The 25,852-nt window shown below is 42.8% G+C and carries 19 protein-coding genes and 2 pseudogenes; 12 read left to right on the top strand and 9 right to left on the bottom strand.

The window, feature by feature from the left end:
• The first annotated feature begins 45 nt into the window (after positions 1 to 45).
• Both DC094_RS16470 and DC094_RS16465 read left to right on the top strand, forming a co-directional pair.
• Entirely contained in the window at positions 46 to 510 is a 465-nt protein-coding gene (locus DC094_RS16470; protein ID WP_116688221.1) for an FKBP-type peptidyl-prolyl cis-trans isomerase, read from the top strand.
• 459 nt (positions 511 to 969) lie between these two features.
• Positions 970 to 2,064, top strand: a complete 1,095-nt coding sequence (locus DC094_RS16465) for a hypothetical protein (protein WP_116688220.1) — start codon at positions 970 to 972, stop codon at positions 2,062 to 2,064.
• A gap of 530 nt (positions 2,065 to 2,594) precedes the next feature.
• Here the strand turns inward: DC094_RS16465 and DC094_RS16460 are convergent.
• The 4 genes from DC094_RS16460 to pflB form a co-directional block, all read right to left on the bottom strand.
• The gene (locus DC094_RS16460; protein ID WP_158527363.1) at positions 2,595 to 2,954 is read right to left on the bottom strand and encodes a DUF4844 domain-containing protein; all 360 of its coding nucleotides are present in this window, start codon (positions 2,952 to 2,954) and stop codon (positions 2,595 to 2,597) included.
• 113 nt (positions 2,955 to 3,067) lie between these two features.
• Positions 3,068 to 3,352 (bottom strand): hypothetical protein, encoded by a 285-nt coding sequence (locus tag DC094_RS16455; RefSeq protein WP_116688218.1) that lies wholly within the window; start codon positions 3,350 to 3,352, stop codon positions 3,068 to 3,070.
• A gap of 89 nt (positions 3,353 to 3,441) precedes the next feature.
• Positions 3,442 to 4,170, bottom strand: a complete 729-nt coding sequence (gene pflA, locus DC094_RS16450) for a pyruvate formate-lyase-activating protein (RefSeq protein ID WP_116688336.1) — start codon at positions 4,168 to 4,170, stop codon at positions 3,442 to 3,444.
• Between the two features lie 192 nt (positions 4,171 to 4,362).
• On the bottom strand, positions 4,363 to 6,651 hold the full coding sequence (gene pflB, locus DC094_RS16445) for a formate C-acetyltransferase (protein ID WP_116688217.1): 2,289 nt from the start codon (positions 6,649 to 6,651) through the stop codon (positions 4,363 to 4,365).
• Between the two features lie 50 nt (positions 6,652 to 6,701).
• On the opposite strand from pflB, the gene DC094_RS16440 reads away from it, so the two are divergent.
• The 4 genes from DC094_RS16440 to DC094_RS16425 all read left to right on the top strand — a co-directional run bounded on the left by DC094_RS16440 (position 6,702) and on the right by DC094_RS16425 (position 9,733).
• Positions 6,702 to 6,935: a hypothetical protein gene (locus DC094_RS16440; RefSeq protein ID WP_116688216.1), complete on the top strand. Its 234-nt coding sequence runs from the start codon at positions 6,702 to 6,704 to the stop codon at positions 6,933 to 6,935.
• A 317-nt stretch (positions 6,936 to 7,252) separates the two neighbouring features.
• Positions 7,253 to 7,981 carry a helix-turn-helix transcriptional regulator gene (locus tag DC094_RS16435; RefSeq protein WP_116688215.1) on the top strand — a complete coding sequence of 243 codons (729 nt, stop codon included), beginning with the start codon at positions 7,253 to 7,255 and terminating at the stop codon, positions 7,979 to 7,981.
• Between the two features lie 139 nt (positions 7,982 to 8,120).
• Positions 8,121 to 8,504, top strand: coding sequence for a DUF2306 domain-containing protein (locus tag DC094_RS16430; protein ID WP_116688214.1), 384 nt, complete (start codon positions 8,121 to 8,123; stop codon positions 8,502 to 8,504).
• A gap of 32 nt (positions 8,505 to 8,536) precedes the next feature.
• Positions 8,537 to 9,733, top strand: coding sequence for a hypothetical protein (locus tag DC094_RS16425; RefSeq protein ID WP_133245584.1), 1,197 nt, complete (start codon positions 8,537 to 8,539; stop codon positions 9,731 to 9,733).
• A 62-nt stretch (positions 9,734 to 9,795) separates the two neighbouring features.
• Here the strand turns inward: DC094_RS16425 and DC094_RS22285 are convergent.
• The 4 genes and pseudogenes from DC094_RS22285 to glnE all read right to left on the bottom strand — a co-directional run.
• A pseudogene (locus DC094_RS22285) lies at positions 9,796 to 10,047 on the bottom strand (transposase); the annotation flags it as partial.
• A gap of 5 nt (positions 10,048 to 10,052) precedes the next feature.
• A pseudogene (tnpB, locus tag DC094_RS22890) lies at positions 10,053 to 10,193 on the bottom strand (IS66 family insertion sequence element accessory protein TnpB); the annotation flags it as partial.
• 292 nt (positions 10,194 to 10,485) lie between these two features.
• The gene (locus DC094_RS16410) at positions 10,486 to 11,406 is read right to left on the bottom strand and encodes a branched-chain amino acid transaminase (protein ID WP_116688211.1); all 921 of its coding nucleotides are present in this window, start codon (positions 11,404 to 11,406) and stop codon (positions 10,486 to 10,488) included.
• Between the two features lie 81 nt (positions 11,407 to 11,487).
• Positions 11,488 to 14,487, bottom strand: coding sequence for a bifunctional [glutamate--ammonia ligase]-adenylyl-L-tyrosine phosphorylase/[glutamate--ammonia-ligase] adenylyltransferase (glnE, locus tag DC094_RS16405; RefSeq protein ID WP_241504076.1), 3,000 nt, complete (start codon positions 14,485 to 14,487; stop codon positions 11,488 to 11,490).
• 98 nt (positions 14,488 to 14,585) lie between these two features.
• On the opposite strand from glnE, the gene tusA reads away from it, so the two are divergent.
• Together tusA and DC094_RS16395 are read left to right on the top strand one after the other, a co-directional pair.
• Entirely contained in the window at positions 14,586 to 14,846 is a 261-nt protein-coding gene (tusA, locus tag DC094_RS16400) for a sulfurtransferase TusA (protein ID WP_116688210.1), read from the top strand.
• A gap of 376 nt (positions 14,847 to 15,222) precedes the next feature.
• Positions 15,223 to 18,150, top strand: coding sequence for an insulinase family protein (locus DC094_RS16395; protein ID WP_116688209.1), 2,928 nt, complete (start codon positions 15,223 to 15,225; stop codon positions 18,148 to 18,150).
• 192 nt (positions 18,151 to 18,342) lie between these two features.
• Here the strand turns inward: DC094_RS16395 and DC094_RS16390 are convergent, their stop codons facing one another.
• Positions 18,343 to 18,900 carry a hypothetical protein gene (locus tag DC094_RS16390; RefSeq protein ID WP_116688208.1) on the bottom strand — a complete coding sequence of 186 codons (558 nt, stop codon included), beginning with the start codon at positions 18,898 to 18,900 and terminating at the stop codon, positions 18,343 to 18,345.
• Positions 18,901 to 19,068: 168 nt separating this feature from the next.
• Between DC094_RS16390 and DC094_RS16385 the strand changes: the two genes are divergently transcribed.
• The 4 genes from DC094_RS16385 to nrdD all read left to right on the top strand — a co-directional run bounded on the left by DC094_RS16385 (position 19,069) and on the right by nrdD (position 25,832).
• Positions 19,069 to 19,278 carry a hypothetical protein gene (locus DC094_RS16385; protein ID WP_116688207.1) on the top strand — a complete coding sequence of 70 codons (210 nt, stop codon included), beginning with the start codon at positions 19,069 to 19,071 and terminating at the stop codon, positions 19,276 to 19,278.
• Positions 19,268 to 22,105 carry a DUF2339 domain-containing protein gene (locus DC094_RS16380; protein ID WP_116688206.1) on the top strand — a complete coding sequence of 946 codons (2,838 nt, stop codon included), beginning with the start codon at positions 19,268 to 19,270 and terminating at the stop codon, positions 22,103 to 22,105. The genes DC094_RS16385 and DC094_RS16380 overlap by 11 nt, the downstream gene beginning before the upstream one ends.
• Before the next feature lie 350 nt (positions 22,106 to 22,455).
• Positions 22,456 to 23,079: a glutathione S-transferase family protein gene (locus DC094_RS16375; protein WP_158527362.1), complete on the top strand. Its 624-nt coding sequence runs from the start codon at positions 22,456 to 22,458 to the stop codon at positions 23,077 to 23,079.
• Between the two features lie 608 nt (positions 23,080 to 23,687).
• Positions 23,688 to 25,832 (top strand): anaerobic ribonucleoside-triphosphate reductase, encoded by a 2,145-nt coding sequence (gene nrdD, locus DC094_RS16370; RefSeq protein WP_116688204.1) that lies wholly within the window; start codon positions 23,688 to 23,690, stop codon positions 25,830 to 25,832.
• Positions 25,833 to 25,852: the final 20 nt, after the last annotated feature.

The raw sequence follows: 25,852 nt of genomic DNA, 5'->3' as shown, positions 1-25,852 counted from the left end.
ACATCGCGGTTGTGGCTGTTTTTCATCCTGATAAAGGAAAACCAAATGCTTTTAATTGGAAACAACTCGGTCGTCAGCATCGATTACAAATTAACTTTAGAATCTGGCGAAGTAGTTGACCAATCACCAGAAGGCGAGCCTTTAGTTTATCTGCACGGCGCTAGCAACATTATTCCTGGTTTAGAAGAAGCCTTAGTTGGTAAAACCGATGGCGCAGAGTTGACGGTTAATGTTGCACCTGAAAAGGCGTATGGCGAGCGTCATGAAGAAGGTGTTCAGGTTGTACCTCGTGAAGCTTTCCAAGGTGTTGACCAAATTGAGCCAGGCATGCAATTTCAAGCAGAAGGCCCTCAAGGTCCACAGATGATTATGGTTGTTGCAATTGAAGGTGATGAAGTCACCGTTGATGCAAACCATCCTTTATCTGGCAAGACCCTGACTTTTGAAGTGAAGGTTTTAAGTGTTCGCGAAGCGACTGCTGAAGAAATCGAGCACGGCCACGCTCACTAATCTGAATTCAGATTAACCGATAGCATTCAAAAAGTTATTGGAAATGGCTAAAAAGTGACAATCCGCAATCAATCTATCAGAAATTTAGAGGTAGATTGGATCTGCATATTTATGTCGCTTGATGCGTTTTAGTTGCATCGAACGTTAAAAAAAAGCCGATCTTATGATCGGCTTTTTTGTACCCGGCCACTAATCAAGCCGGTTGATGCAAATAACAAACGTGTTATTAAGCTATTGGAATTGGTTGCCAAACCGGCAAAATATGAGAATATGTTCATATAGCTTGGTTCGTAATCATCAGTCAAACTGCGCTTAGTAGTAGCGATCATCGCTTGACAGTGGCAGAATCCGTTGCAGTAAGTGCCCGAATCGTGAACAAAAGAAACAACAGCCCATCGTGGCAAAGTTGTCAGGGTACGGCTCCATGAGAGTCATATGTTAGATAGACAGGAGATAGCGTTGAATAACTATACTCAACCGGGTGAGCAACAGCAGTCCTGGCAGTCTGCTCCTCGTAAGCGAGGCATATATATCGACAGTGAACGTCATATTATGCTGACCTTGAAAAATGGCATGAGTCCCGCGGGTACGGCGTTAAGCCTGCGAAACCATCCTGATCTGAATGTCACCGTGACTGATGTTTCAGATAACGAAGAAGAAGAATTTTTCCGCTATCGCTTTCGGGTACCTGATGGATGCTTTGTTCGTACTTGGCAACCAGACCGACATGCTGATATAGAAAGTGGCCCCGGCGCTCGTCATCACAAGTTGTACTTAACCCGTCAACAAGGCCAAAGTCTGATCTTCCGTCCGGCAGAGCAGGTTTCGCCAGAAAAAGCTTGTGAAGATCTGCAAGAGTTCGGCATTTTCATCTATCTCGATGAAGTCGTCTCACCAGGTATTGTCAAACTGGCAATTCATGCACCTTCTAGTTGGACGGTTGTCCGAACTGAAGTTGATGTGGGTCGTCCGGTTCGTGAATCTACGCTAATGCCCCGCGAAGTTTCTGAGCTGCTTGGCTTGCCTGAATGGAAATTACGCGGCGACTCTCCTGAGTCTGAATTACGCCGACTGATTCCAGCTAAATCTCGTGTCGAACAAGCATCGCTGTTGTTGGATGATTTCTTCCGTGGTCGTATGAATGCCGCTGGCGGACGCTTACCAGCCAATGTTTATCGTAGTTTCCGTTTTGCACAGGGCCAGCTTAAGCAACGGCTCGAGCACATGAATCGTTTGATTCGTCACTGCCATGAGCAAAACGATCAGCTGAAGAATTTGTCGACCCGCTTTATGGAAGCGGCGCGAGAAGCCCTAGCTGAGCACGACTATGAGTCGATTCTCGAAGAAGCTCGCTACCGAGTTCGAGAAGAACAAAAGCAGGCATTGGCTCAGGCGAATCATCAAACGACAGCGCCTCAACCTTATTCAGAAGCTGATACCGTACCGATGGTACTGGATTTGGACAATGATGAGGATGACGACTATTACGAAGATGAAAATGATCGCCAGCCAGACTTTAATGAAGACCCGCGTCCGCACAATCATATGATGTAGTCTTTATTCCAATAAAAAGCCCCGCTGATTAATACCAGCGGGGCTTTTTATTGAAAATAATTAAAACCTGTATGAAATACCTGCGATCGATATAGCAACAGAATCACCATCAACAATACTACTGTTGTTAATTTCATCGCTAAATCTAATTATGTAACGAACTCACTACTTTCAAGATATTCACTACGATCCACTTGTACTCTGGAGCCAGAAACACCGTAACAATGGTTAACTATATTTTTATCTAACCATTTAATTGAAATAGATAGAACTACATTTAATTGGTTTAAATTTAATGGGGATTACAGCGAATAAAGTCTGAGCTAAGAGCTTGTTAAAGACTTATTTTTCAAAACTTGTTCAAAACAAAAACAATATATTAAAATCAAATATTAACAGCAGACTGTAGGTGATAAGAATCTAAAGGGAAATATAACAAATCCTCTAAAAACCCAGCCATTATCCAACCCAATACATTTGAATTTACAGGCAGCTTTGTAGCGGTGTAATTTTGGATATGGGTTTTACAATTACCACAATACCTCAGGATCAAAGCGATAGCGCCATTCGTTCAGTCGCCCCTGCGAGCTTTCAATGCCGACGATTTGCATCATCTGCTCCATGTAGCCTAGCGCTCGATCCATTTCTTCTGAATCCATCGAAGCAAATTGACTCGCAACAAATTCCAACACTGCCCAAAACTGTGCCTCGGTAAATTGCTCACTTTTAGCGGCGATTAGAAAGTACAGCGTTTTGTTTATGATCGCTTCAACCTTCTTTCGTGTTGCCTCATCAGGTGCGCCAGAGTAAAAAAGTTGTTTATCTTCAATAAACTTTTCTTGTTGTCGCAAAACCTGAAGCGCCTGAATGGCATGGGAATTGATGTCCAATGAAACTCCTGATAAACATTGATTCGACAAATATAAACAATCGCTCACTCCATAGCAAAACACCCACTTTAAAAAGCGGATGCTTTAAAAGCATTCGCTTTATTGCAAACGTATCAACCTCGAAGTAGTTGCTCAACCTCTGCAATATCTTCTTTGGCTTGCTCCAGTATGATCATGCTGGTTTCCAGAGAGGGAGCTGCTATACCAAACCTCACCATCGCTGGCACTTGATGTAGTGGTGGCAAATTAGACTGTTCTGGTTGTCCAATAAAACTGAATAACTCAGCGATATTGATCAAATCGGTATAATCCAGCTGTGCGGTTTCATCTCGCATCCAATTGCCCGAACCGATACAAACGTCAGCGAGTTCTGTATCTAACTGCCAACTCTCGAACATTTTTTGGCCGATTTGCCCGCGTAGACTTTCTATCGTCTGGTCTAGTTCTTGATCTGGTTAATTGAACATCAACCAGCATTTGCAGCGATTTAACTCACCGGAATACCTTTGCTTTTAAAAAAGTCTTTCAACCGATTCATCGTTGCGGCGGGCGGTGGATTAACACCAAGCAATGGATTTTCGACACCTGCCTGCTCCCACTTCCATTCCCCCATGCTGTGATAAGGCAATAGATCTAGTCGCTCGAGGTTGGTCATTTTCAGTAGTACATCTGCCAGTTTTTCGGCATCTTCTAAAGAATCGGTCCAACCCGGAACCACCACATAACGCACCCAAACTGGCTTGTTAATAGAAGTTAAGTATTCGGCAAATTCTAATACTGGGCGGTTATTGGTTAGTGTTAATTCTTTATGTTTTGCTGCATCGGCTTGTTTTAAATCGAGCAAAATCAGATCTGATTCAGCAATCGCTTTGACTATTGCCGGCGTTCGGCGCATCACTAGCCCGTTAGTATCCAGACAAGTATGCAAACCTTCCTCATGACAACGACGAAAAATCTCAGCAACAAATTCAGGTTGTAATAATGGCTCACCACCAGAAACGGTTACTCCACCTTTTCTTAGAAAAGGTTTAATCGAGATAATTTCTGACATTAATGATTCAACGTCTCGTTCTTCTCCGCCTTTACGATCCCAGCTATCGCGGTTATGACAATATTTACAACGCATATGACAGCCTTGTAAAAATGCAATAAAGCGAACGCCTGGCCCATCAACGGCGCCAAAAGATTCTGTGGAATAAACGCGACCTTTAATCATAAATGCAACCTTTAACCATCTAATATTTACTGTTTCTAATACTGGCATTTACACCGCAAGTACTTTTAATAGTTTCGAATAAAAAAATACCTGCTAACAGCGAATGCTAGCAGGTAAGTAATCTTTCAGGTGACGGTTTCTTTTAGAAAGAACACCGCCAGCTGAGATTCGAAACATTTACACGATCTAAAATTAAATAGACTGTGTAAAGGTCCTGCTAATTACATCTTGCTTTTGTGCATCAGTCAGTGAGTTAAAGCGCACTGCATAGCCAGAAACACGGATAGTCAGGCTTGGATAATTTTCAGGATGTGCCATGGCATCAACCAGAGTTTCACGGTTCAACACGTTAACGTTCAAGTGCTGACCACCTTCACGAGTACCCGGCTTTGGACCGCAAGTATCATTGAAGAAATAACCATCCATCAAGCTAACCAGGTTTTGCTTTTGCTCTTGCTCAAACTTACCCAACGCCTTTGGCACCATAGAGAAGGTATAAGAAATACCATCTTGTGCTGAGGCAAACGGAAGTTTTGCAACAGAACTTAAAGAAGCTACCGCACCGCTAGTGTCACGGCCATGCATTGGGTTAGCGCCTGGACCAAATGGTTCGCCAGCGCGACGACCGTCTGGAGTATTACCAGTCTTCTTGCCATAAACCACGTTAGAAGTGATGGTCAAAACTGACTGGGTAGGCGTCGCATCACGGTACATCTTGTGAGTACGGATCTTAGCCATGAAGCGCTCAACCAGATCAACTGCTAATCCATCAACACGGTCATCGTTGTTACCGAATTTAGGGAAGTCGCCTTCAATTTCAAAGTCAGTCGCAATGCCGTCTTCGTCACGGATTGGCTTAACCTTGGCAAACTTGATCGCAGATAACGCGTCAGCTGCAACAGACAATCCAGCAATACCACAAGCCATAGTACGCTTAACGTCACGGTCATGTAGCGCCAACTGAACGGCTTCGTATGAATACTTATCATGGCTGTAGTGAATGCAGTTCAAGGCCTTAACATAAGTCGTCGCCAGCCAATCCATGAAGTTATCCAAACGACCCATTACATCGTCAAATTCCAGAACTTCCGTTGAGATTGCATCACCCTTCGGTCCGACCTGAGCTTTGCTCAACTCATCCACACCACCGTTGATGGCGTACATCAGAGTTTTTGCCAAGTTAGCGCGAGCACCGAAGAACTGCATCTGCTTACCCACCACCATCGGTGATACACAGCAAGCGATTGCATAATCATCGCTGTCCATGTCTGGACGCATCAGATCATCGTTTTCATATTGAATAGAGCTGGTTTCGATAGAAACTTTTGCACAATACTCTTTAAAGCCAACTGGCAGCTCTTCAGACCATAAAACCGTAATGTTTGGCTCTGGGCTTGGGCCCATGGTGTAAAGGGTATGCAAGAAACGGAAGCTGGTTTTTGATACCAGAGTACGTCCGTCTACGCCCATGCCACCGATTGATTCCGTTGCCCAGATAGGATCGCCTGAGAACAACTCATCATATTCAGGGGTACGCAAGAAACGAACCATACGCAGCTTCATTACGAAGTGGTCGATCATTTCCTGAGCTTTTTGTTCAGTCAAAGAACCGTCAGCTAATTCACGCTCGATGTAAATGTCAATGAATGTAGAAGCGCGGCCCAGAGACATTGCGGCACCGTTTTGGCTTTTTACTGCAGCCAGGTAACCGAAATAAGTCCACTGAACAGCTTCTTGAGCATTAGCTGCTGGCACTGAAATATCAAAACCGTAAGACGCTGCCATTTCTTTCAACTGACCCAGCGCACGGTACTGCTCGACAATTTCTTCACGACGCTGCATTAATTCAGCATCAAAATCAGCCGCATCTAAAGAAGCGTGTTGTGCTTGCTTATCACTCATCAAGCGGTCAATACCGTACAGAGCAACACGACGGTAATCACCAATAATACGGCCACGGCCATATGCATCAGGCAAACCAGTTAATACGCCAGACTTACGGCAAGCAATAATTTCAGGGGTGTAAACATCAAACACGCCTTGGTTATGCGTTTTGCGGTGCGCATTAAAGAATTCTTTAACTTGTGGGTTGATTTCCTTGCCATAAACTTTGCAAGAACCCTCAACCATGCGGATACCACCGTAAGGCATGATGGCACGCTTTAAAGGTGCATCTGTCTGCAAACCAACGATGGTTTCCAGATCCTGATTGATATAACCAGGCTTGTGCGAAGTAATAGTAGAAGGGGTATTTTCGTCAAAATCGACCGGAGCGTGTGTGCTGTCTTCCTGACGGATACCAACCATCACCGCTTCCCAAAGCTTGTTGGTCGCTTCGGTTGCTTCTGCTAAGAAAGACTCGTCGCCTTCATATGGGGTGTAGTTAAGCTGGATAAAGTTGCGAACATTAATTTCAGCAACCCATTCGCCGGTTGTAAAACCTTGCCATGCTGCTGGGACGATACCGGATTCGGCGTTCATAGTGACTAACCTCTAAACTTTGTGCCTCACCGAGCCAGCGAATTAATCCAATGCCGTATACCGGTGATGCGCTTCGTAATATAGAAAACCCTTTAGCAACTGAGTCTATTCAACACGCTCCTAAATTTAATGACCTGAATCAGAAAACAGAGATGGTTTCTCAGCCTTTGTTTAATTTTTTGACCTCAAATTTAAATTCTGTTGAGCCTATAACAGGTCGCGATGCAAAAAAACCGACAAACACTCCACAATCAACTGAATTATCAGCAACAGATAAAAGTTGAACCTTATTTAGAACACATTATCAAAATGGTTAATAACCACTTACTTAAACGGATATTCTGAGCCCAGAACCTATCTCTAAAGTGATAAATTCAAATTATTTTGCTTCACAATAATCATTTGTTGAATTTGGGTGACCTTTATCAAGGTTGATGATATTTTCAGCGATATTCTAGTCGCTACGATCCTATTGGGATTTTTGGTGACATCACTTTAGTAAATTAAGGCGTGTCGCTGTTATTGACCGCCACTAAAATCATCATAGTTATCAGCCCTACAGAGCATAAAAGCCGAGGGCATTGTTAATCTGGAGTAGCAAATGTTTGGTAAAGTCGATCTTAATCAAGTGGTTAATTTTACAATTACAGATAAAGCAGTATTAGAATCCGCAGGGCCGATTGTTGAAGCGCTGGGTGATTTATTAGGCCCAACCTGCGAAGTCGTCCTTCACTCGTTGGAAGATCTGGATCATTCGATTGTTAAAATCGCCAATGGTCATGTAACAGGTCGTGGCGAAGGCGCACCGATTACCGATCTGGCATTGCACATGTTGCATCAGATGCGCGCTAAGGGTGCTCACTTCTCTCAGAGCTATTTCACTCGCAGCAAAAACGGCGAGTTAATGAAATGTACCAGTATTGCGATTCGCAATACTGACGGCAAAATCGTTGCTCTGATGTGCATTAACATCAACCTAGACGCGCCTTTCTCTAGCATCATCAAGAACTTCACCCCAGGTCCTGCCGGTGAAATTCGTAGCGATGAAGGCATGTTGCTAGAAAGCCCTGAAGAGCAGATGGAAAAGAATATCCGTGACACGATCTATGAAGTGAACAAGGATCCGTCAATTCCAAGCAAGCAAAAGAACCGTCAAATCGTTTACCGCTTGTACGACACCGGTACTTTCAACTTTAAAGAATCTGTTGCGATGGTGGCTCAGCGTTTGTCAGTATCTCGCCATACCATTTACTTATACATTCGTGAGCGTCGCCATAATGCGGTTGCTGAGCTAGATGACATGGGCTCAATGAATAACGACAACATCTAATGTTTAATCATTGATTGACCGTTAATGTAAAAAAAGCGTCAGTAGCTCTAGTTACTGGCGCTTTTTTTCATATCGATTTCATCATTATCAAAACAGTCAGCTAACCTTAACCACAGTATTTTGATTAAGGTTGTTAGTAATGCTGATCCCTCCTCTAGTGCTTTTTCATCTTTGTGTCGCCATCTTAGCGATCATCACCGGTGCAGTGGTGCTATCAAAACCAAAAGGCACTGCCGTGCACAAACTGCTAGGGCGGTGCTGGGTTGTTTTAATGACAACAACCGCAATCACTTCTTTCTGGATTCAACAAAACAATGAATTAAGCTGGATTCATATTCTAGCAACGCTCATTTTAGCCACCACCAGCTGCGCATTTATTGCAATTCGATTAAAGAAAGTCCAATGGCACCAGCGACTAATGAAAAGTGCTTACGGTCTAAGTCTGTTAACCGGTGGATTAGCGGCGTTATTACCAGGTCGGTTTTTAAATGAAGCGATTTTAGATTGGATTACTCGGTTTTAAAAAAAATTATTGGCAAAATGGACTTTAACCGTATGGACATAACCGATCTACCAAGAGAAAATAGCGATACACTTCAAAACCATTTGCCAGCTGCAGTTTCTGGAAGTAATGGTTTACATCAAATGGTCAAGCCATACTTTAAGCATCCTATACTAGCTAAGCTACTGTCATTCCTTGAAAAAACTTCTATCTTTAGCGGGATACATCACGAACCACTTATACCTTTTTCTGTTCCCGTACTGTATCAATTAGTCAGATCAAAAGAAGATTTGAATTTTCTTTCTGAGGCATGCACGTTTTGGAATAAAGCACTCATAGATAATCATTTATCTATTTTTTTTGAAACTTTTATTGAAAAAAAATTAAAGAAACCAAACACTCGTGCATATCATGATATACATGCACAACACAATGGTAAATATTTAACCGCCGCCTCCCACGAGCATTTTTTTAGAATCCATTCTTCAACTAAGGATATCTCAGAAGGTATAACACACTATCCTAAAAAGAATATCTTTGTTAAATTATCTGAATATTTTTCAACTACAGATCAATCAACAGAAGTTAGATCTTTTGATTATTATAAAGGCAGCGCATGGATCCTCTTCAATTACCATCACAACCAAGTATTATGCCACCGCCTGTACATATCAGCAAAGATGTTTAGCATCGGGATAGTTATAAGAGAAGCTTTAGTTTTTCTTAAAAAAGATTGCGGTGATTTTCGATTAAAAGCAACCAGCAATCCTCTCTACAGTTTGCCAATCAATCCTGTTGCTATCGTCATTTACGCTGAAAAACTATCTGATTTAATAGACCTAGCACATAGGTTAAATCATGCATTATCATTTTGCATTCACGATACCGTCCCTCTAGGCACTGTACCTTTTCTTGACACCCCCGCGACAGGCATGGGTTTTGCTTTTGAACCAAATGCCCATATAGACAAAAGCCTAATTAACGAAAGAACCAGTTACGGGCAGCTAATCAGTTTGATTGCGGAAGAAGCTTTTATATTATCTAAAAAACTTACAACCATAAATACACAGAAAAGATTGTATATTTTCTTATGCTGGCTCTCTTTAATCTCATATGGAATTGACCCAATCAGCATAGTTAACCGAAAGTTACTTCTGGAAAGAAGGAATTTTGAATCATTTACCCGTCCAAAATTAGATCACCGATCAATGAAAGCGACCTACTACAAGTCATTTGAGTGCCCATGGTAGGCAGGGTAAACGCATGACCAGATGTTTAAAAACAACAACTTTTCGAGGCAGCTTTCTTTCATTCAAGTTACCAAACGTTTTCTTTTCATACTCAATCGTGGCGTTTTATCGTGCTTTAATAAATTGATAGATACTTGCCGCATAATTGTCATATTTGCTGCACTATGGTTTTTTCTAGCTCGCTGCTCGTCTTCTCTAAAATACATGTCCAGCGTCCAATGCATGATCTCAACCTGCCAATGCTGACAGGCTGCTGATAGTATCTCTTTTGCTGATAACTGATTACTACTGCAGATATAATAATGTGTTTCGTAGGATGTTTTATCAGTTTAATTTTATCTCGTTGACGATTACAAAACACAAACAGCGCCTCACTCATTGGCGACAACTCCAATTGTTGCTCGATCAGCGCTGACAAGCCATTAATTGATTTGCGCATATCAACCACATCGTTATACAGCCAGACGGCAACGGAAATTTTTCCATACCCTCCCCCGTGAACATGAAAGCCAACCTCCGCTTTCCCTTGCCATGAAGCCTCTGTTCTAGCGGTATTGCTTATCTTTCACGCCCTATAGATGACACTATGTTTTGATTCTGAAGATATCAATTAGCTGAAATGTCATCAAAATTCTGCTGAACAGAAACCTTTACAAAAAAACACTCGCTCCGGTCACAAAAAAACCAGAGCATTAACGATAAATCGCAATCACTCTGGCTTTCAATTTTAAACTGACTTTAACTTAGCTGTGTTAAACCACCGCCAACCAATCAGCATATTCTTCTCTTTGCCCTTTAACTTGGTCAAAATACATGCTTTGCAGTTTTTCGGTAATCGGCCCGCGTGAACCACAACCAATACTACGGCCATCTAATTCACGAATCGGCATGACTTCGGCGGCGGTGCCGGTAAAGAAGGCTTCGTCGGCAATATAAATTTCATCGCGAGTAATACGACGCTCTTTAACCGTAATGCCTAAATCTTCAGCGAACTGAATAATAGTGCGACGAGTAATGCCGTCTAAGCAGGAAGTTAGCTCTGGCGTATGTAATTCACCATTGGTAATCACAAAAATATTCTCGCCACTGCCTTCTGCAACGTAACCTTCGTTGTCTAGCAGCAGTGCTTCGTCATAACCATTACGCAGTGCTTCTTGCAGCGCCAACATCGAGTTCATGTAGTTGCCATTCGCTTTGGCTTTACACATGGTGATGTTGACGTGATGGCGGGTGTAGGAGCTGGTATTAATTCGAATACCATGCGATAGATTTTCTTCACCCATGTAGGAAGGCCATTCCCAGGCAGCAACCATTACATGAGTTTTTAAATTATCGGCTCGCAAACCCATACCTTCTGAGCCGTAAAAACACATAGGGCGCAAATAGGCAGAAGATAAATTGTTTTGTTTAACCACTGCTAACTGCGCAGCATTTAATTCATCTTCGGAAAAAGGCATATCCATTCCGAGAATTTTTGCAGAATTAAATAAACGCTTGGTGTGGTCTTGCAACCGGAAAATTGCCGGCCCTTTTGGTGTTTCATAGGCACGAACACCTTCAAAAACCCCCATACCATAATGCAGCGTATGGGTTAGCACATGAACCTTGGCTTCGCGCCAAGGAACCATTTCACCATCGAGCCAGATCAGGCCATCACGATCCGCCATTGACATTTTTCTTCTCCTAAAAAGGCATCGTTAAATAAATTATTTGTGCTGTTCATTTCCACCCCGAAAATGAACAGTTTGTTACTTCTATTTAATGACCACGCCATTAATCATGACATTTGTCCAAAGCTCAGCGACTAATGCTCTTTGCTGAGTAAATTCATCGGCCGCGGCCCGTGCTGGCTGGTTTTGCAAACTCAGCCGGTGTCCCCTAGCGCGAAACGCGCAATAAGCATTAGATAATGCCTCGCAAGTTTGTTCTGGCAACAATTGTTGTTGCGCTAGGGTTTCCAAAATCCGAATGTTATCGGTCCAGCGCATCAGCTGTGGATGCTGATTTGACCAGCATAACACCCAGTATTGAACCATAAATTCAATATCGGCGATACCGCCTGGATCTTGCTTTAAATGAAACTGACTGGCAGCTTTTGCATCAGCCAATGAGGGTTTCGAGCCTAATGCTTTACGCATTTTTTCACGCATCTCACACACGGTTTCTCTTAATACTTTTGGCTCGCGCGTTTGACTGAGCACTTTTTGGCGGACTACTTCAAAACGCCGGGCTAATTCAATTGAACCGGCAACTGGTCGAGCTCGAGTGAGTGATTGATGCTCCCAAGTCCAGGCATCATTAAATTGGTAGGTTTCAAAACCTTCTAATGACGCGACTAACAAACCGGAATTACCTGACGGCCGAAGTCGCATATCCACTTCATATAATTCACCCAGTGCCGAGCGAGTATTCATCAAGTGAATCATTCGCTGGCCAAGTCGGGTGTAAAACACTTGGTTGTCGACTGGTTTATCGCCATTGGTGACACCGGCAAAATCATCGGAAACAAATACCAAATCAAGGTCTGAGCTATAACCCAATTCCCAACCACCGACTTTTCCATAACCAATCACGGTAAATTCAACGCCATAACTACCATCGGCTTTTTGTGGCAAACCATGCCGTTGTGACAAATGAGTAACCGATTGTTCCAGCACCGATTCCAACACTACTTCGGCAATGTCAGTCAGCCTGTCTGAAACCTTCATAATCGGTAGGTGGCCGGTAACATCGGCGGCAGCAACTTGCAGCACATGGGCCAATTTAAATTGGCGCAGGGCATCTAACTGGCGCTCTTGGTCATCTTCTGGCACCCGCAATAAACTCTGGCGTAAATCATCGGACAAAGTTTTACGGTCTTTCAGTGCGTATAAATTTCGGGTATCGAGTAATTCATCAAGCAGCATTGGAAAGCGAGCTAATTGCTCAGTAATCCACAGGCTGTTGTTACACAGGCTAACCAAGTGAACCAGCGCTTGCGGGTTTTCCACCAGCAGCTCGATATATGCAGTACGACAAGAAATTGCTTCGAGCACTCGGAATACACGCCCAGCGGTTTCTTTACCTTGTTTTTGGTGGCCCAGTTCCGCCAGCAGCATGGGAATTAACTGCTTCATTCTTTCTCGGCCACGCTTACCCATGTAGCGGCAACCACGACTTTCTTTTAGTGCCAATAATTGCTGCCACACTTCAGCTGGTTGTTGAATGCAAAGCTGCTCCATTAATGGCACGGCATTTTCGGCATCGGTATCTTCTTGCCATAACAAACGCAGTTCTAAATCTGCTGCTTCTTTTTGTGCCGGCTCCGGCGTGCCAATCACATCATTAAAATGCAGGTGCACTTGGCTGGTGATTTGTTCTAACCGCTGACGAAATTCTGGCCAATTATCAAAACCCATGGCATAGGCAATCCGCGCTTGGTCTTTTTCATTGTCGGGTAACTGCTGGGTTTGTTTATCGGCAATCGCTTGAATTCGATGTTCAACTCGGCGTAAAAATTCATAGCCTGAGTCCAACTGATCAATCGCATCGGTGGGCATAATTTGTTTATCAGCCAGCATTGCCAGAATTTTTCGTAAGCGAGGTTCTTGCAGGTCAGGCTCTTTACCACCGCGAATTAGCTGCCAAGCTTGGCCGACAAATTCAATTTCTCGAATGCCACCCGGGCCGAGTTTAATATTATCGGTCATGCCGCGGCGGCGCTGTTCTCGGCTGATGAGCTGCTTCATGTCGCGCAGCGCTTCTATCGCAGAAAAATCCACATAACGGCGGAATACAAAAGGCTTCAGTAAAGCCATGAGCTCTGCACGATCTTCAGCTTGGCCACTAATGGGCTGCGCCTTGATCATGGCGTAGCGCTCCCAATCACGCCCTTGTTCTTGGTAGTAGGTTTCCATTGCCGGAAAACTCATGGCCAAGGCGCCACTATCGCCATAGGGACGAAGTCGCATATCGACCCGGAATACAAAACCATCGGCATTGTGGGTATTGATTGATCGAATTAATGCCTGACCCAGCCGAGTGAAAAACTGTTCATTAGCCAATTGGCGACGACCACCTTGAGTCATGCCCGGCTCTGGCCAGCTGAAGATTAAATCGATATCAGAAGATAAATTCAGTTCAGCCGCACCTAGCTTGCCCATACCCAGCACAACCATCTGCTGCGGTAAGCCTGACTCTTCGCCAATCGGCGTTCCCCAGTCACGACAATGCCATTGATATAACAACTGCAGAGCTTGATCGACACAGATTCGTGCCATGGTCGATAAATCAAAGCAGACCTGATTTAGCGGTGAATCGGCTAGGAGGTCACGCCAGATAATCGCCAACATATGACGGGTGCGATATTGACGTAGTGCTTTCATTAACTCGGCTTCGTTATTAACTTCCGCCAATAACTGCTGCATTTGCTGCGCCATGACTTCTGGCGACGGTGAATCAGTGAGCTCACCACTTTGCTGCAATTGCTCGAGCAACTGCGGATGCTTAAGCAAGGTTTCCAATGCGAAATCACTTAAAGCGAGCAGCTTTAATAGCGGTTCGTGCAAGGATTCCGGTAGCTGTTCTGATAGTACGAAAGCACTATGCTGCTCTTGCAGGCGCTGCCAAGATTGCTCGGCCTGTTGCTGAAGTTCAGCCGGTAAGGCTTTTTCTGATAGCAGAGTACGGTGGGTTTGGCTTTTGTTTTGCTGTTGAGTCTGATTTTGTTGCAGCGTCATAACAACCACGTGGCTGGCGGGCATGACAAGGATCATAACCGGCAGCACCCAAAGCAGCAATTGGCAGCCGAGACAGCGTTCGTGGTGTAATATAAGTCGCAACTTTGAAACTGCTGCAGAAAAACTGTCACCCTATGAGCACAACACCTGAATCACCGACCCACTTGCCCGAGCACCAGCACCTTTTAGACACTTCGGGACTCTACTGCCCGGAACCGGTGATGATGCTGCACAATGCTGTGCGCGATATGCAGCCTGGTGAAATTCTTAAAGTGATTGCCACCGATCCGGCGACCACGCGTGACATCCCTAAATTTTGCAATTTTCTTGGTCATGACATGATCTTCAGCGATATCGAGTCTGAGCCGCTGCTCTATTTCATTAAAAAACAATAATTTTTTATTACCATCGCTAAAAAACCATCGAACAACTTCTAATTCGGTTGCACCATCTGCTATAGATAAAAGCCATAGATTGCTCAGCAGATGGTTGCTCTGTTTTTCTCGCTATTATCAAATAACAGACAAGCCCTGACCTTTGGGTTACCGTCCTTGTCTAAACCGTTATCTGAAAGCGCTATTTAAAACTACCCTTTGACTATTTTGGTTGATTCTTGAGTCTGATTGATTGTCGGCATATATCCGTATCAGCCAAGAGCAAAACAGATAGCTATGCTCAAAGGTTGTGCCAACAGGTGTGTTGGCCACAGCAAATCAGCCATACATTTAACAATTAATTTTCAACAACATTTAAACTCTGACAGGATCCAGAATGCCCAAACTTCGACTTTTACCTTTAGTTATTTCCGGTGCACTGGTTTTATCAGGTTGTGGACAAAACCCGATTAAAACGGTCACTGACCTAATTTATCCAGCGGATCCTGTTGCAGATTCAGTCACCCAAGCAGCCAATCCAGCCGACCAGATTGTGATTAAAAGTCCGGCGGATATGCGTCAATATCGTTATTTGAGCTTGGATAACGGCATGCAGCTGTTACTCATTTCAGATGAAGAAGCCGATAAGGCCGCAGCGGCAGTTAATGTGGCAGCAGGCAGTTGGCAAGACCCTGATAACCGCAATGGTTTAGCGCACTTTCTGGAGCACATGTTGTTCCTTGGCAATGCCAAGTACCCAGAAGTTGATGGCTACTTCAAATTTATTCAGGCAAATGGTGGTGGGGCCAACGCATTTACTTCACGCACCCACACCAATTATTTTTTCGATATTAATGCCCAGCAATTACAGCCAGCACTCGATCAGTTAGCTCAGTTTTTCGTATCGCCTAAGCTAGACCCTGCATATGTAGATCGTGAGCGAAATGCAGTCGATTCCGAATATAAACTGCATGCCAAAGAAGATGGCTGGAGAAATTACCTCGCACTTGGCCAAACCGCTAACCCTGAGCACCCAGCGAGCAAATTTTCGATTGGTAACCTGCAAACACTGAATAATGAAGATGGCACTTCACTGTGGCAGGACTTGAAAGACTTTTACGATACCTATTATGTTTCAGGCAACCTGAGTGTTGTGATCTCCGGTAAAGAAGATTTAGATACATTAGAAAGCTGGGCAATGGCTTCATTTAAAGGTGTGCCTGAAGGCCCATCAACCGATAATTCAATTGGTATTGAGCCTTACACCGCAAAACAAAAGGGGGTTCGAATTAATCTAGAGCCACTTGCTGATACTCGAGATTTATTACTGGAATTTCCGCTACCAACATTAGTTGGCCATGAAGCTGAAAAGCCATTGCAGTATTTAGGCAAGCTGTTAGGGCATGAAGGGCAAGGTAGTTTACACAGTTTATTAAAAAGCAAAGGCTGGATTGATTCTTTAGGCGCTGGTGGTCGTGATGTTCCTGGTGAATATAGTAACTTCAGCATTAATATGAGCCTGACACCTGCAGGGCTGGAAAATATCGATGCGATTACTGAAACAGTTTTTGGCTATTTACATTTAATTCACAGCCGCGGTATTCGAGAATCAATTTTCCAAGAACAAACCAAGCTTTCTGATTTAAGCTTTCAATTCCAATCCAAGGGCAGTCCTTCTGGAACTGCATCTGGCTTAGCGGCTGCAATGCAAAATACCCCAGCCAAATACCTGCTAAAACAAGGTTATCGCTTCGAAACATTTTCTCCTGCATTAATTAATAATTATTTGGAGCGAATGACCCCGCAAAACTTGCGGCAAGTTGTGGTTGCTAAAGGGCTTGAAACCGACCAAAGCGAGCAGTGGTACGGCACTAAATTTTCAATGAAACCATTATCTAATAGCTATTTGAAGCAATTAGAGCAAGCGCGCCCAGACCAAGCATTAGATATTGCTAAGGCTAACCCGTTTGTACCAGAAAACCTCAAGGTAATTGATGCTACTGACCAGCAACAACCGGAGCAATTAATTAATCAGCCGGGATTAACTGCCTGGTTTATGCATGACAATAAATTCCAGCGACCACGGGCTTATATTAATCTACGCCTTTCAACACCGGTTGCTTCAGCATCACCAGAAAATGTAGTTTACGGTTCATTATTAACTTCTCTGGTTCGCCGTAGTCTCAATGAATACGCTTATCCAGCAGCCGAAGCAGGGCTTGGCTATGGGTTGTCTATTAGTCGAGAAGGTTTGAATTTATCAGTTTCAGGTTATAGCGATAAACAGCTGGTATTAATGAAAGCAGTGGTTGAAGCACTAAAAAACACTCCGATTAATCCAGAAATTCTAGAGCTAGAACGTCATCAGCTGGAAGAAGATATTAACAACCAGTCCTTTGATAAACCTTTCCGTCAGGCTTCGTCAGGCTTGCGAGATGCTTTATTTAATCGCGCTTGGGATTCTAGCAAGTTGCTAAAAGCAGTGGCTCAGGTAACACCAGAGCAAATTGAAAAATATCGCCAGCAATTGCTTTCAAAACTGCATCAAGAAATGCTGTTCTTTGGCAATATCGATGCTGACACAGCAAAAGATCAGGCGCAGCAAATCAATGGCTGGTTAGCTAGCCAGCCAGCTGAACGATTTGATGAATCACTGAATTTACTGCAAGGCCGCGGTCAATATCAGTTAGATTTAGATATTAAACATGCTGATTCAACACTAATTCGCTATTACCAGAGCCCAGTTAAAAGCATTGAAAAACGTGCTGAAATTGGTTTATTAGGCCGCATGATACGCAGCCCATTCTTTAATCAACTACGTACTGAGCAGCAGTTAGGTTATGTGGTATTTGCTGGCCCTCGTCCTTATGAAGATCGCCCAGGTATGGTATTTGTAATTCAGTCACCAGTGGCTGATCCGAAAGAACTAACTATACGAATTGATGCTTTCCTTGAGCAGCAAAGCCAAGCAATGAGCGAGCTTTCAGATGCAGATTTAATGCAATACAAGCAAGGCTTAATCGGCGACCTTCGCAAGAAAGACACTAGCTTAGCTGCTAGAAATGGGCGCTTGTTTGGCAGTATCGAAGAGCAAGATTACAGCTTTGATCTTCGAGAAAGAATTGCTCAGGCAGTCGAAGCGGTCACTAAAGATCAGCTAGTCGAAAGTTATCAACAACTATTAGCCAACCCACAAGTGATTCCTTTGGATGTTTCAAGCTGGGGAGAAAAATTCCGCGATAACCCTCAGTACCAACAGTTGAAAGGCAGCGCTGCAGTTTGCTTTGATTCCAGCTGTTTTAATGGATTGCCAAAAGATAAGTAATTACTCTTATTAGCAATCAGTAACAAAAAAAACGGCCTATTTTTTAATAGGCCGTTTTTTTGTAATTAATTTTCACCGTGACAAATACAAAGCACTGGGAGCGCGGGCGACTCGCCTGCATAGTGCTAAAAGCACATCCTTGTCGGAAAAAGTTAAATACTATCGTATTGAGCCGCCTGCGCTCCCAGAAAATTACAGCGCCATATACTTCTGCTGTAATAGCGGCGTTAATACTGGCGCTAATATTGACCGAAACACAGGCCTTCGAGCAGTTTTAATGGCTGGATTCTTTACGCCTCTAGGCTCTCTTGCCATCAAAAAGAATCTGCCACTAATTTCATTACTAATTCGCAGGCCAGCTGCACTTTCTCGCAGTTGTAAACAATCAGTCGCAGCCGCGGTTAAATACTGGCTAAAGCAAATCAGTCGTGAATCTGAGTATTCAGAAAATTGATCACCCCAGACCCATATATTTCGACAAGGCGATTGCTGTAATGCCTTGTGTAACAAGTCAGATTGAGAATATTTTGGATGACTAAATACCTGCAAAACCTTATCTCGGTATGCGGGCATTTCTGCCAAAAGCTCTTGTACCCAACGTGGTGGTGCAATAAGTAACAGCCCGCCGCTCCTTGCGGCTATCATTGCTTCCTGCAATAACCAACGCGCCTTCAGCCGACTGGGTTTGCACAAGCCGGAGATGGAAATCGAGCCCTGATGCTGGCGACGAACCGAGTTGATGGTGATCATTATGGCCTCTGGTCAGTTGGTTAGGCTGCTTTACTGTAATCATATACAGTGTTTCATACAGTGTAAATACTGTATGGAATTTTTAAACTGAACATTGACCTAACCGCTCTGGGCAGCTAAAGACAAAGCCGATAAGATGTCATCAAGTTCATTTTTTGGAAAAAAACAATGATGGCTCCGTATAGATCCAGCCAGTTGCCTTCATTTCAAGCGCTATGGGCTTTACAAAAATCAGCTGTTGAAGACCATTACCAAGGTGGCAAAATTGATAGTAGTGACGCAGACGGCAGCCACCATCCAGAATCTCTGCTGATTAATTGCCAAGGTAAAGCACCAACACGAGTTGTTGAATTACAGGACGTAACCTTTGAACAATAATGATATTGATGCACTTAAATCAGAACTCAGCCAAATAAAGGCTCAGTTTACCGATCGCATTGACCGCCTTGAAACTAAGATCAATGAATTCACCGAACCTGACATCACTTCAAAAACCAACCTAGCAAACAATGTTGCTTCATCAGCGGTAACGTCAGTTATTGATAGCAACGCACCACCTTCGCCATTACCTAATAAAGCAAGATCAGCAACGATAGCAAGCAATCCTGTTGAAGTTGAAATACCAAAAGAGCCATCTGCTTTCGAAATGCTCTTTAGTACATTAATGTCGACAATATTTGATTGGTTTACACCGGTAACTAAAATCTATCAATCTTATAAAGACCGTGGAATGCTAGGCATTTTTATTTTAACGCTAGCAGGTATCGGACTGACACTGGCTGGTTTTGGTTACTTAATGCAGTTGTTAATCGATCAGCTCGGCGCGGGCGCCAAATCGCTATTAATTTTTGCTGGTGCGCTATCTGTAATTGGCATAGGTATTGTTCTTAAAAAGAAAACATCATTTCATGAGTTTGCCGCTGCCATCGTCTCATTAGGATTATTACTTCTCTATAGTACCGTTTACTTCGCTGGTAGCGTTTATAATACAATCCCTTACACAGTGGTTGTGATGTTGTATTTGCTTATCGCATTATCATCCCACGCGATTACATTATGGTTAGACACAAAGACGGTAGCCGCACTAGGCATTGCTGGCATTGCACTGATGCCAATAATATCCAATATAACGGTTGCGCAACCGAGCTATTATCTAGTCTCACTGCTATTTGTTACCATTAGTAGTTTAATTATTAGTTATCGTTATGTCGGCCCCTGGTTGGCTAATTTAAGCTTAGCTTTTGTATTGATGGCACTTGAATGGGTAATAGGCGTCAATGATACTCATTTATCTGCGCTCTTTATTAACCTGTTCTACTTGATATTTTTTTCCTATGTCAGCTTTAACATAATCAAAAACAGCAACACCCAGCAACAGTCGTTATTGTTTTTAGCAGCCTTGGTAGGCACCAACCTGTTATTCCTTATACAAGCAACATCTTTGTTTTCAGATTCTGTCAGTGTGGTGTTTGCTGCCAACGCATTGATTACTGCTGCTACTGGTTATATTTTCTATAAAATCAAACATGCGTTAACCCATTTCATCATTTTAGTTGCTGCAATCTGGGCGGCTTTTGCCATTGTCAGTGCAATAAGTCAGGCTTATTGGGGCATTGCATGGGCAGTCGAAGGATTATTCTTATTATACCTAGGCCGACGCCACACCTTACCAATGGTGATTAACCAAGGGCAATTGCTGGCTGCAATTTCATTGACTTATGGCGCAATGGCATTAATTCCCTACTTCCCATTACCGGCCCTTACCTCTATTGATGGCTGGACACTATCAATTAGTTTGGCGTTAATCATGGGGATTTGGTTACGCTTAATTGACGGCAGCAAGCCGTTTGATCTGTTCACAATGCAAAAAATAAAGCCGCTATTACAGCTTCTAGAGTCCGTTTGGCTAGCTGTTTTATTGATTTCTTCCTCCGACATATGGCTCGGTACCTGGACTGCACCGCTAGTACTACTACTTCAGTTTACTTTGTTATTACGTGCAACAGCCTGCAAACAGGCCAGCATTGAAATTTTTGCCGCCTTATTAGTTTTGGTACCGGTGATTTATGTTCTACAGATTGCAGTTACCACCAATAGCTTTCACTTTTACTCACTACCAGTTGCAGCTAAATGTGCCGTAATTTCTGTTTTGACGCAGCTATGGCTATTCGCAGAGTACTACCGCCGCTTCCAACCAAACAGCACCATGGTAAAGGTTGCTGAAGGTGCAAGGATCGCCTTTTATTTGATTATACCTATCTGCTGGTTTGGATCTGCAATACGTCATCTAGAGGAATATGTCTTAATGGTGTCGTGGTTACCACCCATGATCGCTTTATTCTTCGCCCAAAAAATCAAACATGAATTTATTGTCTGGCAAGCCAAAATTTTGGTGGGTTTAGCGAGTGCGCTATTAATCTTAGGACTCAGCTTTTTGCCAAACTTCGCTGGCATAATCACCCTAGGATTATTTATGATTTGTTATGGCGTAGCGTTTTTATTAAATAAACACAGCGCCAATAGCATGTATCGGTACGTATTCATTTGTGGATTATTCGCACTGGGACTGGCATGGCCAGTTTGGCTAGTAAACGTGAATGGCGATATGGTTTTAGCAATGCTCTTTGCCGCATTATATTGGGGCGGATTGTTTAATCTAGTTAACATTTGGAGCTATGCTAAGCGCCTTACTTTGGCGGCACATCTGATAAGCTGCGGGCTTATTTTAGGCTCATGGTTGTTGTTATCCGATAGTCTCTATTATGTATTGGTTCCCATCATCTATATAGCCGCGGCTCTATACCAAAAGGAACAACGTTTCAAATTTTCGATGGTTGGTGAGTTTTTAGGTGAGAATAGCGAATTATCTCTTCATGTTATTGGTGTTATTACTTATACCTGCCTGTTGGTTACTCTTACCAGTTATCGCATGGATATATTGATTGCACCGGTACTTGCTGTTCATGGAGCGCTTATTTTGTTCCTTAAAGATCGCCGGTTAACCACCGTTAAGTTTAGCTTTGGTCTTATTTTCCTAGGCATTATGAAACTAGCATTAATTGATGCTGAAAATGTACTGCTATGGCAAAAAGTCATGCTATTTATGGGGATCGGTATCTTTATTTTAGCTGCAACATTCTGGTATCAAAAAATTATCAAACGAAGTGTAAACGATGTGGCTGAAGATGATGCTATTAACAGTTAAACAATATCAAGTTTATAGAATATAAACTTTATACTTAATTATTTACTTTGCTAGGCATAGCAAAAAATGCAGGCTCGTCAAAACTATAGTTTTGGCGAGCTTGAAACAAAGGTTAGCAAAAAACCTTTCCAGTCGAAGGTTTTTTATAAACACCACCTCTCCTAGTTAATAACAGCCAACTCATTCATAAGTTTTATTTTATTGCGATACTTGCAAGTATTTGTTTAACAAATGCTTTACATACACAGCGATTCATACCTCACAATTTTTTCTGAACACTGAGCGCTCTCTTATAGGCAACTACCGGCAAAACCGATAAGATGCAACCGACTTCAATCTTAGGAAAAACAATGATCACTTTATATGGATCAGGCCAGTCTCGTTCATTTCGTGCGCTGTGGGCCTTGGAAGAAGCAGCTGTTGAATACCAGTATCAAGAGGTCAAAATTGGCAGCAGTGATGCAGGCGGCACTCGGCATCCAGAATATTTGAAGATTAACTGTCAGGGCAAAGCACCAACACTGGTTGATGGTGCATTAATCCTTACAGAAAGTGCTGCCATGGTTAACTATATTGCGGCACTCGCTCCAGAAAAACAGCTTATGCCAATTAACAATCCTGCAGCAAAAGCGCGCTATGACGACTTCTGCTTCTTTATGATGAGCGACCTAGAACAGCCGCTTTGGAGCAAAGGTAAACATAAGTTTGTTTTACCAGAAGAACATCGACTTGATGGTATGTTTGAAACCGCGAAGTGGGAATTCAAACGCTCTTTAGCTGCGTTAGATAACTTTATTCAAGACCAGCCTTTTGTATTAGGTGAACAATTCAGTTGTGCTGATATTTTATTAGCGCAAACTCTAAATTGGGCTGAGCGCTTTGAATTCGAACTCCCCGAAAAACTGCTAAAGTACCGTGACCGGATGTATCAAAGAGAAGCCTGTATAAAAGCACTGGAAATCGTCAACGCTTAAACACAAATTCTGCGCCAGCCTAAAAAGGTAATTTTAAAACCAAAATTACCTTTTTAGTTTTATAGAAAAACAAATACAACCAAACAAACTCTAACTTTTGCATTTCATTAACCAGCTAATACTGCAATAGCAACATCACATATCTTATTTAACTCAAAGTTATTTCTTAAACATTCTTTTCGCATGCTCAAAAAATCAGCAAAATTCAATCAAGGTTCGTTGGTCGGAAAGTTACCCTGTGATCAACATTTATAACAATGGATCTGCCAGCAAGATGATTTACATCATCGCACGACTGATTGCCGAAATTAGCTGTAGACCAGATGTTGTAGCCTCCGCATAATCTCACCCCTAGATATAGGGTAATTTGATAAATCAGTCAGCTGCAAGCACTCGATTCATTACTTTTTTGGTGATTAAGTAATCACTAACTTGGCAGCCCATATCTGAACAATTTCTACAACCATTGATACATCTATACAGCATCTATTGCCGCGTTAAGTTCAGTGCTTTAATCAGCAATGGCCCGACATTTTGGTAGGTACTGCTATGTCTGTAAAAAACGATTTTGCCAAAAAATTTGGCCAAAACGATAGCAAGGGAAACAGATGACAGAGTTTGTGGTTAAAAGAGACGGTAAACTGGCACCTCTCAATCTTTCCAGTATCCACAATGCAGTTTTTGCAGCAGCAATTGCAGCCGAAGTAGATAACGTGGAAGCCAAGGCTTTAGCTGATGAGATCAGCAGCCAGACTTTAATCACACTCGAATATTCTAAGCAATACCAGTCGCAGGTCGATATCAGCAGCATTCAACAAATCGTTGAAGATTTATTGATGGTAAGTCACTACAAATCTGTTGCGCGAGCTTATATTGAGTATCGTCACGATAGAGATATTTCCAGAGAAAAATCTAGCCGTTTAAATAATGAAATTGAAGGATTACTCGACTTGAGTAATTCAGAATTAATTAATGAAAACGCTAATAAAGATGGCAAGGTTATCCCAACCCAGCGAGATTTACTCGCCGGTATTATTGCGAAACATTATGCTAAACAACATATTCTCCCTCGCGATATTGTAATGGCCCATGAGCGTGGTGACATTCATTACCACGACTTAGACTATGCGCCGTTTTTCCCAATGTTTAACTGCATGTTAATCGATCTAGATGGCATGCTGACCGGCGGCTTTAAAATGGGAAATGCCGAGATAGATACGCCAAAATCTATCTTAACTGCGACTGCAGTTACTGCTCAGATCATTGCCCAAGTCGCCAGCCACATTTATGGCGGCACGACCATTAATCGAATCGATGAAGTACTCGCGCCTTATGTTCAGAGCAGTTATGAAAAGCATTTAAAAACCGCTCTGGAATGGCAAATTCCTCAAGCAGAAGCATTTGCTAAAGCTCGCACCGAAAAAGAATGTTTTGATGCATTTCAGTCATTAGAGTATGAAGTAAACACTTTGCATACAGCTAATGGGCAAACACCTTTTGTTACTTTTGGCTTCGGTCTTGGTGAAAGCTGGGCATCTCGCTTAATTCAACAATCTATTTTGAAAAATCGTATTAATGGATTGGGAATAAACAAAAAAACAGCTGTATTTCCAAAACTAGTCTTTGCAATACAAGAAGGTTTAAATCGATCGCCCGATGATCAGAATTACGACATTAAGCAGCTGGCTTTAGAATGCGCTTCGAAGAGAATGTATCCCGATATATTAAACTACGACAAGGTCGTTGAAATTACCGGATCATTTAAAACCCCGATGGGCTGTCGTAGCTTTTTAGGTACTTACCAAGAAAATGGCGAGCTGATTCACGAAGGCCGAAATAACCTTGGTGTTGTCAGTTTGAATTTGCCTAGAATTGCCCTTCGAGCCAAAGGCGATGAAAGCAAATTCTGGAAGCTTTTGAATAAACGCCTAAAACTGGCTAAAAAAGCACTCGATAGCCGAATTTCCCGACTGGAAAAAGTACAAGCTAGGGTCGCTCCGATTCTTTATATGGAAGGCGCCTGTGGTGTTCGGTTAAAAGCTGATGATTATGTTGCAGATATTTTCAAAAATGGTCGTGCGTCTATTTCATTAGGTTACATTGGCCTGCATGAAACCATCAACGCACTCTACCCAGATCAATCGCAGCATATTTATGATGATGAAGCATTACGCCAAAAAGCCATTGATATTGTTTGCCATTTAAAAATAACAGTCGATCGATGGAAAGATGAATCCGGCTACGGATTTAGCCTTTATTCAACACCGAGTGAAAACTTATGCAGCCGGTTCTGTGCTATCGACAGCAAAGAATTTGGCGCAGTCGCCGGTGTCACTGATAAAGGTTATTACACCAACAGCTTTCATTTAGATGTTGAAAAACAAGTTAACCCTTACGATAAAATCGATTTTGAAATGCCCTATCCGGAAATTTCAAATGGTGGATTTATTTGTTATGGCGAATATCCCAATATTCAACACAATGTCGAAGCATTGGAAAATGTCTGGGATTATTCCTATACCCGAGTTCCTTATTACGGTACTAATACGCCGATTGACGAATGTTACGACTGTAGTTTCACCGGCGAATTTGAATGCACCAGTAAAGGCTTTACCTGCCCAAACTGTGGCAATCATGAGCCAACCCGAGTTTCAGTGACTCGTCGAGTCTGCGGCTATTTAGGCAGCCCTGATGCACGCCCTTTTAATTTCGGCAAACAAGAAGAAGTTAAACGTCGCGTTAAGCATATGTAACCTGCTGAGTTGACTACGAA

The organism is Pelagibaculum spongiae (assembly GCF_003097315.1).
GTDB classification, from domain to species: domain Bacteria; phylum Pseudomonadota; class Gammaproteobacteria; order Enterobacterales; family Pelagibaculaceae; genus Pelagibaculum; species Pelagibaculum spongiae.
Note: the sequence above shows the minus strand (reverse complement) of the source record. Positions and strands in the feature narration are given on the sequence as shown.

What these genes read in the sequence shown, in the direction of transcription:
- DC094_RS16430 (WP_116688214.1), top strand. Translation starts at nt 8,121, where the DNA reads ATGCTGATCCCTCCTCTAGTGCTTTTTCATCTTTGTGTCGCCATCTTA.
- DC094_RS16435 (WP_116688215.1), top strand. Translation starts at nt 7,253, where the DNA reads ATGTTTGGTAAAGTCGATCTTAATCAAGTGGTTAATTTTACAATTACA.
- pflA (WP_116688336.1), bottom strand. Translation starts at nt 4,170, where the DNA reads ATGATTAAAGGTCGCGTTTATTCCACAGAATCTTTTGGCGCCGTTGAT.
- DC094_RS16395 (WP_116688209.1), top strand. Translation starts at nt 15,223, where the DNA reads ATGCCCAAACTTCGACTTTTACCTTTAGTTATTTCCGGTGCACTGGTT.
- nrdD (WP_116688204.1), top strand. Translation starts at nt 23,688, where the DNA reads ATGACAGAGTTTGTGGTTAAAAGAGACGGTAAACTGGCACCTCTCAAT.
- DC094_RS16410 (WP_116688211.1), bottom strand. Translation starts at nt 11,406, where the DNA reads ATGTCAATGGCGGATCGTGATGGCCTGATCTGGCTCGATGGTGAAATG.
- DC094_RS16385 (WP_116688207.1), top strand. Translation starts at nt 19,069, where the DNA reads ATGATGGCTCCGTATAGATCCAGCCAGTTGCCTTCATTTCAAGCGCTA.
- glnE (WP_241504076.1), bottom strand. Translation starts at nt 14,487, where the DNA reads ATGATCCTTGTCATGCCCGCCAGCCACGTGGTTGTTATGACGCTGCAA.
- pflB (WP_116688217.1), bottom strand. Translation starts at nt 6,651, where the DNA reads ATGAACGCCGAATCCGGTATCGTCCCAGCAGCATGGCAAGGTTTTACA.
- DC094_RS16440 (WP_116688216.1), top strand. Translation starts at nt 6,702, where the DNA reads ATGCCGTATACCGGTGATGCGCTTCGTAATATAGAAAACCCTTTAGCA.
- DC094_RS16425 (WP_133245584.1), top strand. Translation starts at nt 8,537, where the DNA reads ATGGACATAACCGATCTACCAAGAGAAAATAGCGATACACTTCAAAAC.
- DC094_RS16390 (WP_116688208.1), bottom strand. Translation starts at nt 18,900, where the DNA reads ATGATCACCATCAACTCGGTTCGTCGCCAGCATCAGGGCTCGATTTCC.
- DC094_RS16375 (WP_158527362.1), top strand. Translation starts at nt 22,456, where the DNA reads ATGATCACTTTATATGGATCAGGCCAGTCTCGTTCATTTCGTGCGCTG.
- DC094_RS16455 (WP_116688218.1), bottom strand. Translation starts at nt 3,352, where the DNA reads ATGTTCGAGAGTTGGCAGTTAGATACAGAACTCGCTGACGTTTGTATC.
- DC094_RS16470 (WP_116688221.1), top strand. Translation starts at nt 46, where the DNA reads ATGCTTTTAATTGGAAACAACTCGGTCGTCAGCATCGATTACAAATTA.
- tusA (WP_116688210.1), top strand. Translation starts at nt 14,586, where the DNA reads ATGAGCACAACACCTGAATCACCGACCCACTTGCCCGAGCACCAGCAC.